This is a genomic window from Eudoraea adriatica DSM 19308, from assembly GCF_000382125.1.
GTDB lineage: Bacteria > Bacteroidota > Bacteroidia > Flavobacteriales > Flavobacteriaceae > Eudoraea > Eudoraea adriatica.
This window is the reverse complement of the sequence record NZ_KB907547.1, coordinates 335,134-350,726: the sequence shown is the minus strand read 5'-3', so window position 1 is coordinate 350,726 and position 15,593 is coordinate 335,134. Positions and strand designations below refer to the sequence as shown.

The window sequence follows — 15,593 nt, the reverse complement described above, 5'->3', positions numbered from 1 at the left end:
TAGACACGTACTAAAGGACCATTAAATTGCAACCACGAACATCTGAGTGGTCAAATCTGCCCAGTACTTCAAAGCTTCCATCTTTATAAACCTTCCCCAGATCTTGTGTTGCGATAAACGAACAAGAATAAATATTAGCGAGATCTATGATGTTTATTCCGCCGATTTTCCCATAAGTTTCAGTAGACATGGGGTCATCTGTTTCCCTTATTGAGACAGACATCCAGGGTGTGCATTTAAATATCCCGTTAGCTTTTGAATATGCCTGGGAAAGCAGTTCGGTCATTCCATATTCTGAATGAATCGCTTCAAGTCCAAAACTATTTTTTAAAATTCTATGCAATTCATCACGAACCAATTCAATTCTCCTGCCTTTCATCCCGCCTGTTTCCATAATAATTGTATTCTTTAAATTCATAGAATGATTCTCCGCAACGTCGAGAAGCGCATAGGAAACACCAATAAGGAGAGTCTTATGGCCAGATTTATCCAGGCTTTGGAGGGCTTTTCGTAATTCAACTTTGTTATCAAGATAAAAGCCGCTCTTCGGATTTTCACTTCTCTCAATGAGATCTTTTACCATATAGATAAGTGAAGAACCTTCTCGTTCCATATAAGAAGGTAACAAAGCCAATATGCAATAATCTTTTATGTTCCCATAGAAATGAGCAAAGGTGTTCAAATAGCTCTCTTCATAAATTTCCGGCTTTATGACATAATGCTTACTTACAAGTTGTCCTGTTGTCCCGCTGCTTTCAAAAACAAGCTGTGGTTTTTGATTAGTAGTTATTACTCTTTTGGATTTGAAAAATTGAATTGGCAAATATGGAATTTCTTCTACTGCAGTTACATTGGATCTGGATTTGCCAAGATAGCTGCAAAATTTCTGATAAATGGGGTTATTGGCATATTGAAAATTAAATATTTCCAGCGCCATGTTGTTAAATTGCGATGAAGTTCTTATCTCAAAAATGCTATTGATATCCATATCAGTAAGAAGGCTACAAAAATAGTTAAAATAAAAAAAGCCCCTCAGGGGAGCAGCAGGATAAAGGAACTATTTTTAGGACTATTTTACAACCAGCTTTCTGGTCATTGTTTTACTATTCTCAATCACCTGAATTACATAAACACCCGGTGAAAGCCTTCCTATATTAAGCATGTTTGTTGAAATCCGATCTTGTAGAACAATTTTACCAAAGACGTCGAATACGGTAATATCTTTACTTCCAATATTTAAAGTCTTAATATAAACAATGCCATCAATAGCAGGATTTGGATAAAGTACAAAACCTGAGATTTCCTGGTCTTTTTCGTCGATAGCCGGAAGTTTTTCCTGTCCGGAAACTACTAAAGTAAAAACCAGTAAAAAGAATAAGTAGGCTTTTTGCATCAATATTGATTTGGGATCAACAAAGTAAATATAAACCAATAGCTATTCTCCTAACAGAAATTGTTGTGAAAACTAAATATTTGTAGGTAAACTTTTACGAGCATTACGTTAATCGATGAAATTTGCATTACACCGATAACAATATTTTTTTTGAGAAGGTTTAACCGGGACTTTTTTGGAGGTGTAATTTTACTTTATAATCAATTTCCTCGTCGCCATTCTGTCTTTTTCATATACCCTAAGGACATATACCCCTGCAACCAAATTAGAGACATTGAGCTCCTTTCTTAGAATTGTTGTCTCAAGTCTCTGCGTGCCAAAAACATCAAAGATGAGTATTCTTTTCGGGGCATTCAATGCTGTTTGTATATAAACTTTACCAGTTGTGACAGGATTTGGATATAGTTCAAAACCCTCTATCTCACCACTGGTAGTCCGGGCTTCCTGGCCGTAGCTAAAAGAAATAAAAACTAAGAAAAAAACTAGGTAGAATTGCTTCATTTACACTGTTCAACAAACTAATAAACACAAATATAGAAATTTTACCTAGCCATCTGCCTTCATCAATTTGTAAAATGCATAATATTCGACAAAATGCATAATTAGGAACAATTCCATGAGAATGGCACACCAACTTTTCATCTATTTTACTTTTAGATGTTATATTAATGTTATCATCATTAAATCAATGTTAAGTAATCAAAGCATATTAGTATTATCTTTACTTTTGATCAGATAGATCAAACCGTAATCCATGAAAAAGCAGGACATAAAAATTTTATTGGTAGATGATGAGCCGGATATTTTGGAGATTCTTAAATATAACCTTTCTTCTCAGGGATATCAGGTGTACACAGCTAAAAATGGAATTGAAGGTGTTGAAAAGGCAAAGAAAAAAATTCCACATTTGATTATTTTGGATGTCATGATGCCAGAAATGGATGGAATCGAGGCATGTGAGATTATTCGAAATACGAAAGGATTAGAAAATACTATAATTACCTTTTTGACTGCCCGGGGAGAGGATTATTCTCAAGTCGCAGGTTTCGATGCCGGTGCAGATGATTATATTACCAAACCGATAAAACCAAAATTATTGGTGAGTAAGATAAAGGCTTTATTGAGGCGTTTAAGTGAAGAAAAGAGTCAAAGTGAAGATATTCTCAAAGTCGGAAACATTGAGATTAACCGTGAAGAATACAAAGTTATCAATAAGGGAAAGGAGATAATACTGCCACGGAAGGAATTTGAGCTTTTGGCATTATTAGCTTCAAAACCAGATAAGGTGTTTAAACGAGAAGTTATATTGGACAAAGTCTGGGGACAGGAAGTCGTGGTGGGAGGAAGAACAATTGATGTGCATATTAGAAAACTTCGCGAAAAAATTGGTGATAATCATTTTAAAACTGTCAAGGGAGTAGGCTATAAGTTTGTATTATAATGGCTATAAAGTTAAAAAAGTCATACAAGTTTGCATTCCGTTCCGCTCTTTTAATCACTATTATTCTTGCCCTATCTCTAAGTCTTTTCCTGTTGTACCTAAAACAGTTTCAAGACAACTGGTATATACTTCTATTTTTAGTACTATTGGTTTTTGCAATATCTTTCGGTATAATTCAAGTCCGCGTTGAGAAATATATATACCGGAGGATTAAGAAAATTTATGATGATGTATCCCTGTTGGAGTCTTCCTCTTTCCCTGCCGATCCTGTAACAACAGATATGAAAACTCTGACTGAGGAAATAGAAAAATTTGCCCTCGACAAAAAGATTGAAATAGATACACTAAAAATCCGGGAGGAATACAGAAAGGATTTTTTAGGTAATATTTCTCACGAACTCAAAACTCCTTTATTTACCGTACAAGGCTATATTCTTACACTTCTCGATGGCGCTATGGATGATAAAGCGGTTAGGAAAAAATATTTACAACGCGCCCAAAAAGGCATAGAAAGGCTTATTTACATAATTAGGGACCTCGATTTGATCACAAAATTAGAAGTTGGTGATCTTAATTTGGATTTAACGGACTTTGATATTATTGAACTCATAGAAAGTGTTTTTGACCTTATGGAGATGAAAGCGGCCAAAAAAAATATAACACTGGCTTTCGATATGAACTATGAAGCTCCGATCTATGTAAGAGCAGACAAGGATAAGATACAACAGGTATTGTCTAATTTAATAGTGAATTCCTTAAAATACGGTAATAAGGGAGGTACCACCGAAGTAAGCGTCGAAAACCTTATCAGGAACAAAGTAATTGTTCGAGTCACTGATAATGGTGAAGGAATTCCCGAAGAACATATACCAAGGATTTTTGAACGTTTTTATAGGGTTGATAAAAGCGGAAGCAGAAAAGAAGGTGGTTCCGGTCTGGGTTTGTCTATTGTAAAACACATAATTGAGGCACATGGCGAAAAAATATATGTTGAAAGTGTTGTGGATGTGGGATCCGAATTTTCATTTACATTAGAAAAAGCCAAGCCTCAGGCCAACTAAATCTGTCCTCTTAAAGAATTTCTTAGTTTTGCTGAAACATCATAATATAGCTCATATTGGGAAGTAAAAATAAGCTTAAACGATTTGAACAAAATAGTTCTTTCAGCAATGTTATTCAACCAACCAGGGATGAACTAATTGAAGGCAAATTTGAATTCAAAGGAAAATGGAGGAGTTATTTTAATAATGAAAACCCCATAGTTGTGGAATTGGGTTGTGGCAAAGGAGAGTACACTGTTGGTCTTGCCCAGCGCAATGCTTCCAAAAATTTTATTGGTGTGGATATTAAAGGCGCCAGATTATGGAGAGGCGCTAAAACGGCTCTGGAGAAGAATTTGGAGAATGTGGCATTTTTACGAACGCAGATAGAATTGATAGATTTAATTTTTTCTGAAAATGAAGTAGATGAAATCTGGATTACGTTTCCAGATCCGCAAATAAAGTACAAACGAACTAAACACAGATTAACGAACAAGGCGTTTTTACAGAAATATAAGTTTGTACTTAAGGATAAAGGTGTAATCAACTTAAAAACAGATAGTGAATTTATGCATGGGTACACATTGGGGTTGTTACATGGGCTTGATTGTGAGATTTTAAATGCAAATCATGATGTATACAGGAACGAGGGAAGCCCAAAAGAAGTAGTGGATATACAAACTTTCTATGAAAAGCAGTATCTTGAAGATGGCAAACCAATAACTTATATTAAGTTCACTGTCAATTGACCAATGACACATTTAATAATACTTTTTTTTGTGACATTTTCAGCAGCATTTATGGCAACTGTTCCTCCGGGACTGTTAAATATGAATGCTGCAAAAACCAGTGTTAAAAAAGGAAAACTAAACGGTATTATGTTTAGTCTTGGGGTGGCTAGTATGATCATGATCCAGGCTTACATTGCCGTTTTGATTTCTAAATATTTATTCAGACATCCTGAGGTAATAGATTTGCTGCTTAAAATTGCGCTTGTCGTTTTTGCCTTTTTTGCACTTTATTTTTTTGTTTCCGCTAAGCGCGAAAAAACCAAAAAAATAAAAATCGTTAGAGTGAGTAAAAAGAATAGTTATTTTAAGGGAATGCTCCTTGCAGCCCTAAATTTACTAACTATACCATATTATAGCGGGCTCAATGCAATGTGGAACGCATCTGGTTGGATTAAATTTGAAATTTGGGATATACTGACATTCATTATAGCTGCCGGAAGTGGCACGTTTACGGTCTTGTATCTGTACACCGTTTATTTTTACAAATTGGAAGCTAAAACGGCTCGATTTTCTAAAAATTCGAATTACATTCTTAGTGCATTAATGATGGTTTTGCTCGTAATTACGATTTTCAGAATATTTTACTAGTGTTATGAAACCGGAAAACCAAAACTTCTTTCAAAAAGTTTACCAGGTCTCTAAACAAATTCCTTTTGGAAGGGTTACCTCTTATGGAGCAATCGCGAAATACCTGGGAGCTGCAAGGAGTGCCCGAATGGTGGGCTGGGCTATGAATGGAGCAGGTGCAATTGAGGGTGTCCCGGCACACAGGGTTGTAAATAGAAAAGGTTTATTAACCGGAAAACATCACTTCGAAGGCACCAATTTAATGCAACAATTGCTGGAAAATGAAGGTCTCGAAATACAGGATAATCAAATTGTGAATTTTGAAGAATACTTCTGGGATCCCGCCAAAGAATTACCCCCCGGGACCTTGTAGTAGGATTGTATTAAGAATAGTAATGCCACCTTAACTTAAGATGTCAATTTTATTAATATTATCCTTTTCAATATTACAACTTTATACTTTCACACCTATAACCTATCTTTGTTGTTTAGAATCATTTTATATAAAGAGATAAATACCCTAGTTCATGAAGTTGGATAAGAAAGAAATACTAAAAGCCCTTGAAAATATTACAGTTCCGGGTGAGGGAATGAATATGGTTGAAAGTGGTGCGGTAAATAATATACAGGTTTTTGGTGATGAAGTTGTGGTAGATATTACCATTAACAACCCGAGTTTACAGGCAAGGAAGAAAACCGAAGTAGAAATACTCAAGGCAATTCACAGGGAGGTTTATGAAAAGGCAAAAATTACTGTAAATATCAAAGTTGATACGCCGGCTAAGCCTAAGACTAATGAAATTAAGGGGAAACCAATACCGGGAATACAAAATATCATTGCTGTGGCTTCTGGGAAAGGTGGCGTTGGAAAATCAACAATTACGGCTAATTTGGCAGTTACTCTGGCAAAAATGGGATTTAAAGTTGGTCTGCTAGATGCAGATATCTATGGTCCCTCCATGCCCATTATGTTTGATGTTGCCACGGAAAAACCATTGGCAACCAATATTAACGGTAATTCAAAAATGTTACCGGTAGAAAACTTTGGAGTCAAGCTTTTGTCTATAGGTTTTTTTACGCAACCTAATCAGGCTGTTATCTGGAGAGGACCCATGGCTTCAAAAGCCTTAAATCAGATGATTTTTGATGCACATTGGGAGGAATTAGATTTTATGCTGGTTGATTTGCCGCCCGGAACGGGAGATATACACTTAAGCATTATGCAATCTATGCCGGTAACAGGTGCTGTAATAGTAAGTACACCCCAGGAGGTTGCATTGGCCGACGCGCGTAAAGGGGTAGCAATGTTTCAGCAGGAAGCGATCAATGTGCCGGTTTTAGGAATTGTTGAAAATATGGCTTACTTTACTCCGGAGGAACTTCCGGACAACAAATATTACATTTTTGGAAAATCCGGCGCGAAAAATCTGGCCACCGACCTTAAAGTACCCTTTTTAGGTGAAATACCATTGGTTCAAAGTATTCGTGAGGCCGGAGATGTTGGAAGGCCTGCCGCTCTTCAAACAGCCACCCCTATAGAAAAAGCATTTGAAGAACTTACTAAGAATGTGGTTCAGGAAGTTGTATTGCGAAATAAAAGTTTACCCCCTACTGAAGCCATTAAAATAACGACTATGGCAGGTTGTGCTGCTGTTAAAAAGAAATGATCATGACGTCAGAGGAACTGAAAATTGCCGTTGAAAAAGCGTTAGATGAAATTCGCCCTTTTTTACAAAGTGATGGTGGCGATATTGCATTAGTATCTATTGCTGAGGATAAGTTGGTAACAGTAAGGCTGGAAGGAAATTGTGTGGGTTGCAGCGTTAACCAAATGACACTGAAGAGTGGGGTAGAAATGACAATTAAAAAGCATGCACCACAAATAGAAAAAGTCATCAATATTGGCTAAAGAATTAACCGGTTATGATCTGCCTTTCATAACAGCTAATTTCAGATTAATCTTAGGAATTATATTCTGGCCTGGTAAGTAAATAAATTATAATACCTCCCTTTTGCAGCAATCAGGGATTCATGAGTTCCTTGTTCTGCAATTCTGCCATTCTCAATCACCAAAATCTGATCAGCTTTTCTAATGGTGCTCAATCGATGCGCAATTACAAAGGTTGTCCTGCCTTCAGTTAGATGCGATAAACTTTTTTGGATTAAAGCTTCACTTTCAGTGTCAAGATTTGAGGTTGCTTCATCTAAAATTAAAATACGGGGATCAGCCAGCACTGCTCGCGCAATTGCTATGCGCTGCCTTTGGCCGCCTGAGAGTTTTATACCCCGCTCTCCTATGAGTGTATCTAAACCATCTTCAAATCTATCTGTAAACTCATCAACATAAGCCGCTTCCACTGCTTCCTGCAATTGTTCTTCAGAAGCGCTGGGTCTTGGAAACAAAATATTTTCGCGTATAGTTCCTTCAAATAAAAAATCGTCCTGTAAAACAACACCTAAGTGTTTCCTAAAACTATTAAGATCTACCCGGGCCAAATCCTGGCCATCAACAGTTATTGTTCCGCTTTGCTGGTTCAGGAAACTAGCCGCAAGTCCGGCTATGGTGCTTTTCCCCGAACCCGAACTTCCAACAAGGGCTACTACAGTACCTGCGTCTACCTTAAAACTAACATCATGAATAACTTCTTTTTCTTCTTCATAGGCAAATGAAACAGAGTCAAATACCATATCTCCCTTTATGCCATTGAGTGTCAATGTGCGGACCTCTTCATTAGATTCGGGCTGCATATTCATCAATTCTTCTGTTCTGTCCAGACCCGCCAGAGCTTCGGTAAGCTGACTTCCAATATTGCTCATCTGCACTATGGGGGCAATCATTAATCCCAAGAGGAAAGTAAAGGTCAAAAATTCGCCGACTGTGAGTTCATCAATCATAATTTTATAGCCTCCCATACCCATTATACCCGTAGTGGCGAGCCCCAGAAGAAATGTAGAAGAACTGGTCATAAATGCTGTTGCAGTAAGGCTTCTTTTTACATTTTCAAACAATCGAAGGACACCTTCTTCAAAAACACCATGCTCCTGCTCTTCTGCGTTAAAGCCTTTTATAACCCTAATGCCACCCAATGTTTCTGTAAGTCTGCCTGTAACTTCAGCATTAATTTTGCCCCTATTCCTGAATATTGGCCGGATAACTTTAAAGGCTTTTAGGGCGATTACGGCAAAAATAGCAAGCGGAATTAATGCAAATAGGGTCATACTAGGACTGATGTTTAACAGCAGGATTAAAGATACCACAGCAGTAATTGTTCCTCCTACCAATTGCACTAAGCCGGTACCTATTAGATTTCGAACGCCTTCCACATCAGTCATAATTCTTGAGACCAATTCGCCCGATTTCGTATTGTCAAAAAACCGAATTGGCAGGGATAAAATTTTCTTCTGTACCTGCGCCCGCAATTCAGAAATCATATATTGGGCCTGTACGCTAAGTATCTTGGTTAAAAGAAAAGAGGTTACGGACTGTATTAAAATTGCGAATATTACTATTCCCAGGAGCATCTTAAGGAATTCCAGATCTTTGTTTGGGATAATGTCATCCATTAAATATTTAAGCGACATGGGTGCCACAAAACTGGCTGCCTTGCTAATTATTATCAATGCCAAACCTATTAAAACCAGGTTCCTTCTGGGCCAAATAATGGTTTTAAATGCTTTAAGGATACTTACTCTTTTATCGGACATTGGAGATTGATCTGTATTTTGATATGAAAAAGTGCAATTTACAGTAAAATTGTCCTCTAATGACTAAAACTCTAAGAGCGGGTGTTATTTTAAGGAAGAATTAGCATATAACTTATAAACCTTTTAATTTCACGAATACTAAAATCAACTTATGGCCTCAAAAGACAGTAACGGAAATGCACTTGAAGATGGCGATAATGTGCATGTTATCAAAGACTTGAAGATTAAGGGGATGTCCAAAACCCTGAAACGGGGCAATATAATTAAGAATATAAGATTAACAAATAATCCACAGGAAGTGGAATGTAAAATAGGTAAAAGTCAGATTGTTCTTAAAACCCGGTTTTTGAAGAAAGCCTAGGACTATGCTGCTTAACTCTAATATAAATACATATAATGTCTATTAATTTTTCCTTTCTTAAATACTTTTTAGTTCTATCCCTGGTACTTAATAATTCCTGTAAAACCGCGCAAGGGCAATCCGAAATTGATAAATGGAAGGAACAAGCGGAAAACATAACAATTATCAGAGACGATTTTGGGGTGCCGCATATTTATGGCAAAACTGATGCGGATGCCGTGTTTGGACTACTATATGCCCAATGCGAAGACGACTTTAACCGGGTAGAACAGAATTATATTTGGGCAATTGGCAGATTGGCAGAAGTTGAGGGAAAAGAAGCATTGTACAGTGACTTGCGTGCCAAAATGTTTATGAGTAGGGAAGAGGCCATTGCTAATTATAATAAAAGTCCGGATTGGTTAAAAAAACTCTGTGATGCATTTGCGGACGGGATCAATTACTTTCTATATACCCACCCTGAAGTGAAACCTAAGTTGTTAAGCCGATTTGAACCCTGGATGCCGATGTATTTTAGCGAGGGCTCTATTGGTGGTGATATTGAACGAATTAGTACAGAGAAAATAAGTGCTTTTTATGAAGATGGCAGAGCATTAGGAATGGCGGAAGCAGCCCGGATAAAAAAAAGTGAGCAAGAATTGGAACCTCAGGGGTCTAATGGCATAGCTATTTCAGGAAAATTGACCCAGAGTGGTAACGCAATGTTACTCATAAATCCGCATACTTCTTTTTATTTCAGGGGAGAAGTTCATATGGTAAGTGAAGAAGGTCTCAATGCTTACGGAGCAGTAACCTGGGGACAGTTTTTTGTCTACCAGGGATTTAATGAGAAAACAGGATGGATGCATACCTCTACCTATACAGATGTTATGGACGAATTTGTTGAGGTATTTGTAGAAAAGGAGAAGAAACTCTTTTATGTATATGGAGAGGAATTACGACCAGTGACTCAAACGGAAATCGTTTTAAAGTTTAAGGATAAAGAAGGAATTAAAGAAAATAAATTCCCTGTTTATAGCACCCATCACGGGCCCATTACGCATATAATGAATGATTCGCCTGTGGCTTCTGCCATGATGTGGGAACCTGTAAAGGCACTGGAGCAGTCCTTTATAAGAACAAAACAAAGTAGTTATGGTGGTTTTCGCAAGATGATGGATATTCGTACCAACTCCTCAAATAATACGGTGTATGCAGATGCAGATGGGAATATTGCATATTTTCATGGGAATTTTGTACCGGTTCGGGATACCATTTTTGATTATACCCAACCGGTTGATGGCAGTGACCCTAAGACTGACTGGAAGGGACTACATACAGTAGATGAAAATATTCTGGTGCTGAATCCTGAAAACGGATGGATTCAAAATTGCAATTCCACGCCTTTTACATCTGCCCTGGAATATAGTCCAAGGCGTGAAAATTATCCCAAATACATGTCTATTGACCGCGAAAATTTTCGGGGGGTTCATGCTATTCAACTGTTAAAGGATAGAAAAGGATATACAATTGACAGCCTTATTGCTTTAGCTTATGATTCGTATCTGCCCTCTTTTGCAAAATTAATTCCCGGGTTAGTATCTGCTTATGATGAAGCCGGTGCCCGATCTCCTGAACTTTCAGGTGCAATTGACATTTTGCGTAGATGGGATTACAGAACATCGGAAGAATCTGTAGCCATGACCCTGGCTCATTTCTATGGCACTTTGTACAGTAAAAAAGGCAATAGGCCTGCCCCGATGAATAATATGGAATTAATCTCGTATTTCGGCTCGGAATCGCCAATAGATGAGCGCATATCTATTTTTAAGGAGGTAGTATCCCAGTTGGAAAGTGATTTCGGGAATTGGAATATACCGTGGGGTGAGGTTAACAGGTATCAGCGTTTAAATGGGGATATCAGGCAGGCATTTGATGATGAAAAACCAAGCATGCCAATTGGGTTTGCATCTGGTCGCTGGGGAGCATTGGCTGCCTATGGCGCCAGATACAACAACAATACTAAAAAGATCTATGGAACAAGGGGGAATAGCTTTGTAGCGGTAGTAGAATTTGGTCCGAGAGTTAAGGCTAAAACAATTTTGGCCGGTGGTCAGAGTGGCAATCCGGAATCACCTCATTTTGATGATCAGGCGATACCATACGCAAAAGTACAGTTCAAAGAAGCAGCGTTTTACAAAGAGGATGTGCTTAAAAGGGCAAAAATTTCATATAAGCCCGGGATGGAATAAGACCTGCTTGTTTAGTTCTTTACAACAATTAATGAAGCTTTTGAGCCTGTTGAAAGCAACCATTGATTAGAATGAATTAATACACCTTTCTCATCATAAACATCTACCTGAGCAGTATTTGGCCCTGAAGTTCCCTGGTTTAGAGCTTCAAAATCCAATCGGTTAAATCCTTTTTCCAGATCTATATTGATGCCTTTAAAACCTGCCGTAAGCAGGATATTGTACTCAGCGACTTCTCCATTTACATAGACTCTTACCCGATCACCATCAACATATTCATGGTCCCGACAAACAACGCCTACAAAGTTACCTTCAGTTTTTACATCCCCCAAATACATATCACCAAAGTGCTTTTTGGAGTTGTTATTCTGGCGTTCACCTACTTTAGTATCTAATTTCAAATCAAAACCGGCTTGTTTAAGCTCTTTTTCAGGAAGCATTTTTACATTCCTTGAATTTTTGGTTTCTCTGATACTGCTATTGGCACTATCATCCAGGAGCGATGGCATTTTTAGCGCGGTTCCGCTATTGGGATTACTTTTTAAATCCAATTTCTTATCGGCCTCTATATTTAAGGGCTGAGTCCTTGGAAAATCAGTTTGTGCGTTTAAACAAATAACGGACAAAAGAAATAATGTAAGTAAATATTGGTGTTTCATTACCGTAATTCTACGGTGTAAATTTAGCAAATACCTTGCCATAGGGGCTTAATTTGCTGTTAAAATCGATGAAATTTAAAATTCAACCAGGGAAATATCATCCAGATATTCTTCTGGAAGGACTAATTATCCTTAGGTGTTTTCCAATATTGCGGGTGGGTGTTTTCCGAACGCTGTTCCCAATAATCCGGGGTGACTTTGTGCCCGTCAAAAGTTTTGAGTTTTCGTTGGTATACCCAAATAGTTGGGTTAAATACCATATCTGTAACCCCTAATGTATATAATTGCGGTTCTTCTTCTGAAGTTCTTTTTTCTTCCTGAATAAGAACTTCAAACCCGTTGTGTTCCAGGAGCTTTTTTAAAAATTCTGTCCTTTCTGCAGTTACTTTTTTTTCCACAAAAGTCACCCTTGTATCCTCAATACTACCAAATAAATGTTTACCTCCTAAACTCATAACCATTAATTTAATGCACTACTTAAATCATAAATATAGTCGTATAGCGGACTATATATGCCGAGTAATAAAATACCCAGCACAGTAATTACCAACCCAATTCTCATATAAACTTTATTTCGGAAAAATGGAATAGGGTTATCACCTTTACGTAAAAACATTGCCCTTACAACCAACAAATAGTAATATAAGGAAATAGTTACATTTACTACTGCCAGGAATACAAGTAAGAAGAACCCCTTACTGGCTGCAGCAGTAAAAAGGAAGAATTTTCCAAAAAATCCTGCCACAGGAGGAATACCGGCTAAAGAAAATAGTGCAAGCATTAACACCAGACTCAGGTTTGGATTGGTTCTGTATAAACCTTCATAGTCTTTAATGCGCTCTTTACCCGTTTGTAAAGAAATAGCTTGTACTACACCAAAAGCTGCCAAATTAGAGAATATGTATATAAGCACAAAGTATACCACCGTAGCTGTGCCCAATTGAGAACCTTCAATTAACCCAAGTAAAATAAAACCTGCCTGGGCTATAGACGAAAATGCCAGGAAACGCTTCATATTTTGTTGCCTTAAAGCGAATAAATTACCAATAAACATTGTTGCGATGGCAATAGTATAAATCATATTTTCCCAAATAGGGGCCAATGGTTTCAGAACAGTAAACAAGATGATCATTAAAATGAAAACGGCGGCACCTTTTGATATAACCGATAGATAAGAGGCAATACTGATAGGGGCACCTTCATAAACATCAGCAGTCCAAAAGTGAAAGGGGACAAGAGAAATTTTAAAACTTATCCCGGCGAATAACAGTACCATCCCCAGAAGAGTTAGATTGGTTGAAGTGAGTGCCTGGACAATTTCACTGAAATAAATAGAGCCGGTTGTAGCATAGAGCATAGAAATACCAAACAATGAAACCCCGGAAGCAAGAGCGGACGATAGTATTAACTTTATTCCCGATTCGCTTGAAATTCTTTTCATAGTTTCATAAGCGGCAAGGGCAGTTACAGGGAGCGTGGATAACTCAAGTCCCAAATAAAACATCAGAAAATCACCTGCTGATATCATAAAATAGATGCCTAATAAAGAAGAGAACAATAGAATAAAGAATTCAGAACCCTTATTCTGGTTTACTATTTTTTCCTCTATCCAGTCGGCGGACTGAAGCAATAGGATAAGGACGCCAATGTTCAATACGTTCTTAAAAAAGTGAATCAGGTTATTGGAGCGGAACATTCCACCAAATAAAGTGCTTTCATCAATTTCAAAAAAACCAACAATGGCATGTATGCCAAACAAAAAAACAGAAAGGTGTACAATGCTAACTTTTCTCCTTTTAGGGATGAAAATCTCGGCTATAACAAGTAGCAGGATAATTAGCAGTAAAGCAATTTCTTGTCTCATTAATAAAAAGCTGCTTAAATTCATTTTTGGTTATTTATTATTCTGATTATAACACTCCTTTTAAAAACGGATCCAGACTTTGAAGGATCAGTTCACTTAACCACAACGGTGCAACACCTATCGCTATTATAGGTAATAGGAGCAGGAAAATGCCAAGTTTTTCATACCATCGGACTCTTTCAAGATTTAAGTAAGCTTCATTATTTACAGGCCCCATCAACATAATGCCCACAACTCGCAATATATATACAGCAGTGACAACAATGGCCGATACAGCAATCACGGTTCCGATCCTATAAAAGATATTATCATTTTCAAAGGCACCCACAAAAATGTTCATCTCAGCCACAAAGCCGCTAAAACCAGGTAATCCCAGTGAAGCGAGACCTGCTATAACGTAAACTGCAGATATAAAGGGGATTACTTTCAGCAAGCCACCAAGTTTAGTAACATCCCGGGTATGTGTTCTTCCATAGATCATGCCTATTAAAGCAAAGAAAAGTGCTGTCATAAATCCATGCGAGAGTGATTGTAATATGGCTCCATTCCAGGCCGTTTTATTCAACATGAGTAATGCAAATAGTACCAGGCCCAAATGGCTTACCGAGGAATAGGCATTGATGTACTTTAAATCAGTTTGTTTAATAGCTGCAAACGCTCCGTAGATGACGCCAAAAGCAGACAGGATAATAAAAAACCAGGACCAGTGCAATGCTCCTTCAGGTAATAAATAGATAGCTACTCTAAACACACCATAGCCGCCTAGTTTCATTAATACTCCGGCGTGTAACATAGAAACAGCCGTAGGGGCCGAAGCATGACCATCCGGGGACCAGGTATGAAAAGGAAACAAAGCTCCTATTACTGCAAAACCAATAAAGGTTATGGGAAAGAATAATCTTTGCACTTCAAAAGGAATATTAACCTTGGCTATTTCCAGGATGTTAAACGTTAAGGCACCCCCGTCCGCACCAGAGTTAAAGTAAATGCCCAATATCCCAACCAGGAGTACAGCGGATGCACCCATAAGCATTAAGGTCAATTTCATTGCAGAGAATTCCCTGGGGCCGGTACCCCAGATACCTATCAGTAAATACATTGGGATAACCGCAATCTCGAAGAATACAAACATGGTAAAGAGGTCGATAGAAATAAAGAAGCCATATACACCAATGGAAAGTACAACTAGCGAAATGAAAAACTCTTTTGGTAAATCTTCCATTCTCCAGGAAATAAACACCCCGGCGAGCACAACAATCGCCGTCAATACCAATAGAGCCACAGAAATACCGTCAACCCCTATATTGTAATGAATATTAAAGTTTTTAAACCATACAACATCTTTGGTAAAGACCATAATGGCATCATTAGTTTCTATTTCCCTGAGGTAGGCAAAAATTAAATTAATTGCCATTCCCAACTGCGCAAGACTTCCAGCCATCGCAACTATTCTGGCTTGTTTTAGATTTTTGGTAAAAACCAATACCAGGACAGTAAGTACCGGCAGGACAATAAAAAGCGACAAAATATCCATACTATAT

At 37.7% G+C, this 15,593-nt stretch carries 17 protein-coding genes; 9 read left to right on the top strand and 8 right to left on the bottom strand.

Annotated features, from left to right (window positions below):
• Window positions 1–10 precede the first annotated feature (10 nt).
• From G504_RS0105175 to G504_RS0105165, 3 genes are all read right to left on the bottom strand, one after another.
• The gene (locus G504_RS0105175; RefSeq protein WP_026348411.1) at window positions 11–988 is read right to left on the bottom strand and encodes an acyltransferase; all 978 of its coding nucleotides are present in this window, start codon (window positions 986–988) and stop codon (window positions 11–13) included.
• An 81-nt stretch (window positions 989–1,069) separates the two neighbouring features.
• Window positions 1,070–1,393, bottom strand: a complete 324-nt coding sequence (locus G504_RS0105170; RefSeq protein ID WP_019669082.1) for a T9SS type A sorting domain-containing protein — start codon at window positions 1,391–1,393, stop codon at window positions 1,070–1,072.
• 189 nt (window positions 1,394–1,582) lie between these two features.
• Window positions 1,583–1,894: a T9SS type A sorting domain-containing protein gene (locus G504_RS0105165; protein WP_019669081.1), complete on the bottom strand. Its 312-nt coding sequence runs from the start codon at window positions 1,892–1,894 to the stop codon at window positions 1,583–1,585.
• Window positions 1,895–2,147: 253 nt separating this feature from the next.
• Between G504_RS0105165 and G504_RS0105160 the strand changes: the two genes are divergently transcribed.
• From G504_RS0105160 to G504_RS0105130, 7 genes are all read left to right on the top strand, one after another.
• Window positions 2,148–2,834 carry a response regulator transcription factor gene (locus tag G504_RS0105160; RefSeq protein ID WP_019669080.1) on the top strand — a complete coding sequence of 229 codons (687 nt, stop codon included), beginning with the start codon at window positions 2,148–2,150 and terminating at the stop codon, window positions 2,832–2,834.
• A complete protein-coding gene (locus G504_RS0105155) occupies window positions 2,834–3,895 on the top strand; it encodes a sensor histidine kinase (RefSeq protein ID WP_019669079.1) in 1,062 nt (353 codons plus the stop codon). Before G504_RS0105160 ends, G504_RS0105155 begins: the two co-directional genes overlap by 1 nt.
• Before the next feature lie 56 nt (window positions 3,896–3,951).
• Window positions 3,952–4,623: a tRNA (guanosine(46)-N7)-methyltransferase TrmB gene (gene trmB / locus G504_RS0105150; protein WP_019669078.1), complete on the top strand. Its 672-nt coding sequence runs from the start codon at window positions 3,952–3,954 to the stop codon at window positions 4,621–4,623.
• A 3-nt stretch (window positions 4,624–4,626) separates the two neighbouring features.
• Complete coding sequence (locus G504_RS0105145) at window positions 4,627–5,253, top strand: LysE family transporter (RefSeq protein WP_019669077.1); 627 nt, start codon at window positions 4,627–4,629, stop codon at window positions 5,251–5,253.
• A gap of 4 nt (window positions 5,254–5,257) precedes the next feature.
• Window positions 5,258–5,605 (top strand): MGMT family protein, encoded by a 348-nt coding sequence (locus G504_RS0105140; protein WP_019669076.1) that lies wholly within the window; start codon window positions 5,258–5,260, stop codon window positions 5,603–5,605.
• Window positions 5,606–5,759: 154 nt separating this feature from the next.
• On the top strand, window positions 5,760–6,899 hold the full coding sequence (locus tag G504_RS0105135; protein ID WP_019669075.1) for an Mrp/NBP35 family ATP-binding protein: 1,140 nt from the start codon (window positions 5,760–5,762) through the stop codon (window positions 6,897–6,899).
• 2 nt (window positions 6,900–6,901) lie between these two features.
• Window positions 6,902–7,141, top strand: a complete 240-nt coding sequence (locus G504_RS0105130) for a NifU family protein (RefSeq protein ID WP_026348410.1) — start codon at window positions 6,902–6,904, stop codon at window positions 7,139–7,141.
• Between the two features lie 59 nt (window positions 7,142–7,200).
• Here the strand turns inward: G504_RS0105130 and G504_RS0105125 are convergent, their stop codons facing one another.
• Window positions 7,201–8,937 carry an ABC transporter ATP-binding protein gene (locus G504_RS0105125; protein ID WP_019669073.1) on the bottom strand — a complete coding sequence of 579 codons (1,737 nt, stop codon included), beginning with the start codon at window positions 8,935–8,937 and terminating at the stop codon, window positions 7,201–7,203.
• Between the two features lie 151 nt (window positions 8,938–9,088).
• Here G504_RS0105125 and G504_RS0105120 point away from each other — a divergent pair, with 151 nt between their 5' ends.
• Window positions 9,089–9,298, top strand: coding sequence for an alkylphosphonate utilization protein (locus G504_RS0105120; RefSeq protein ID WP_019669072.1), 210 nt, complete (start codon window positions 9,089–9,091; stop codon window positions 9,296–9,298).
• A gap of 35 nt (window positions 9,299–9,333) precedes the next feature.
• A complete protein-coding gene (locus G504_RS0105115; RefSeq protein ID WP_019669071.1) occupies window positions 9,334–11,529 on the top strand; it encodes an acylase in 2,196 nt (731 codons plus the stop codon).
• A gap of 11 nt (window positions 11,530–11,540) precedes the next feature.
• Here the strand turns inward: G504_RS0105115 and G504_RS0105110 are convergent, their stop codons facing one another.
• The 4 genes from G504_RS0105110 to G504_RS0105095 form a co-directional block, all read right to left on the bottom strand.
• On the bottom strand, window positions 11,541–12,230 hold the full coding sequence (locus G504_RS0105110; protein ID WP_240473023.1) for a hypothetical protein: 690 nt from the start codon (window positions 12,228–12,230) through the stop codon (window positions 11,541–11,543).
• 80 nt (window positions 12,231–12,310) lie between these two features.
• Window positions 12,311–12,643, bottom strand: a complete 333-nt coding sequence (locus G504_RS0105105) for a hypothetical protein (RefSeq protein ID WP_040443895.1) — start codon at window positions 12,641–12,643, stop codon at window positions 12,311–12,313.
• A 5-nt stretch (window positions 12,644–12,648) separates the two neighbouring features.
• Window positions 12,649–14,052, bottom strand: a complete 1,404-nt coding sequence (locus G504_RS0105100) for an NADH-quinone oxidoreductase subunit N (protein ID WP_019669068.1) — start codon at window positions 14,050–14,052, stop codon at window positions 12,649–12,651.
• Window positions 14,053–14,098: 46 nt separating this feature from the next.
• The gene (locus G504_RS0105095) at window positions 14,099–15,586 is read right to left on the bottom strand and encodes a complex I subunit 4 family protein (protein ID WP_019669067.1); all 1,488 of its coding nucleotides are present in this window, start codon (window positions 15,584–15,586) and stop codon (window positions 14,099–14,101) included.
• Window positions 15,587–15,593: the final 7 nt, after the last annotated feature.

Excerpts from the sequence above, each read along its gene's own strand:
- G504_RS0105175 (WP_026348411.1), bottom strand. The coding sequence starts at position 988 with ATGGATATCAATAGCATTTTTGAGATAAGAACTTCATCGCAATTTAAC.
- G504_RS0105170 (WP_019669082.1), bottom strand. The coding sequence starts at position 1,393 with ATGCAAAAAGCCTACTTATTCTTTTTACTGGTTTTTACTTTAGTAGTT.
- G504_RS0105165 (WP_019669081.1), bottom strand. The coding sequence starts at position 1,894 with ATGAAGCAATTCTACCTAGTTTTTTTCTTAGTTTTTATTTCTTTTAGC.
- G504_RS0105160 (WP_019669080.1), top strand. The coding sequence starts at position 2,148 with ATGAAAAAGCAGGACATAAAAATTTTATTGGTAGATGATGAGCCGGAT.
- G504_RS0105155 (WP_019669079.1), top strand. The coding sequence starts at position 2,834 with ATGGCTATAAAGTTAAAAAAGTCATACAAGTTTGCATTCCGTTCCGCT.
- G504_RS0105145 (WP_019669077.1), top strand. The coding sequence starts at position 4,627 with ATGACACATTTAATAATACTTTTTTTTGTGACATTTTCAGCAGCATTT.
- G504_RS0105140 (WP_019669076.1), top strand. The coding sequence starts at position 5,258 with ATGAAACCGGAAAACCAAAACTTCTTTCAAAAAGTTTACCAGGTCTCT.
- G504_RS0105135 (WP_019669075.1), top strand. The coding sequence starts at position 5,760 with ATGAAGTTGGATAAGAAAGAAATACTAAAAGCCCTTGAAAATATTACA.
- G504_RS0105130 (WP_026348410.1), top strand. The coding sequence starts at position 6,902 with ATGACGTCAGAGGAACTGAAAATTGCCGTTGAAAAAGCGTTAGATGAA.
- G504_RS0105125 (WP_019669073.1), bottom strand. The coding sequence starts at position 8,937 with ATGTCCGATAAAAGAGTAAGTATCCTTAAAGCATTTAAAACCATTATT.
- G504_RS0105120 (WP_019669072.1), top strand. The coding sequence starts at position 9,089 with ATGGCCTCAAAAGACAGTAACGGAAATGCACTTGAAGATGGCGATAAT.
- G504_RS0105115 (WP_019669071.1), top strand. The coding sequence starts at position 9,334 with ATGTCTATTAATTTTTCCTTTCTTAAATACTTTTTAGTTCTATCCCTG.
- G504_RS0105110 (WP_240473023.1), bottom strand. The coding sequence starts at position 12,230 with ATGGCAAGGTATTTGCTAAATTTACACCGTAGAATTACGGTAATGAAA.
- G504_RS0105105 (WP_040443895.1), bottom strand. The coding sequence starts at position 12,643 with ATGAGTTTAGGAGGTAAACATTTATTTGGTAGTATTGAGGATACAAGG.
- G504_RS0105100 (WP_019669068.1), bottom strand. The coding sequence starts at position 14,052 with ATGAGACAAGAAATTGCTTTACTGCTAATTATCCTGCTACTTGTTATA.
- G504_RS0105095 (WP_019669067.1), bottom strand. The coding sequence starts at position 15,586 with ATGGATATTTTGTCGCTTTTTATTGTCCTGCCGGTACTTACTGTCCTG.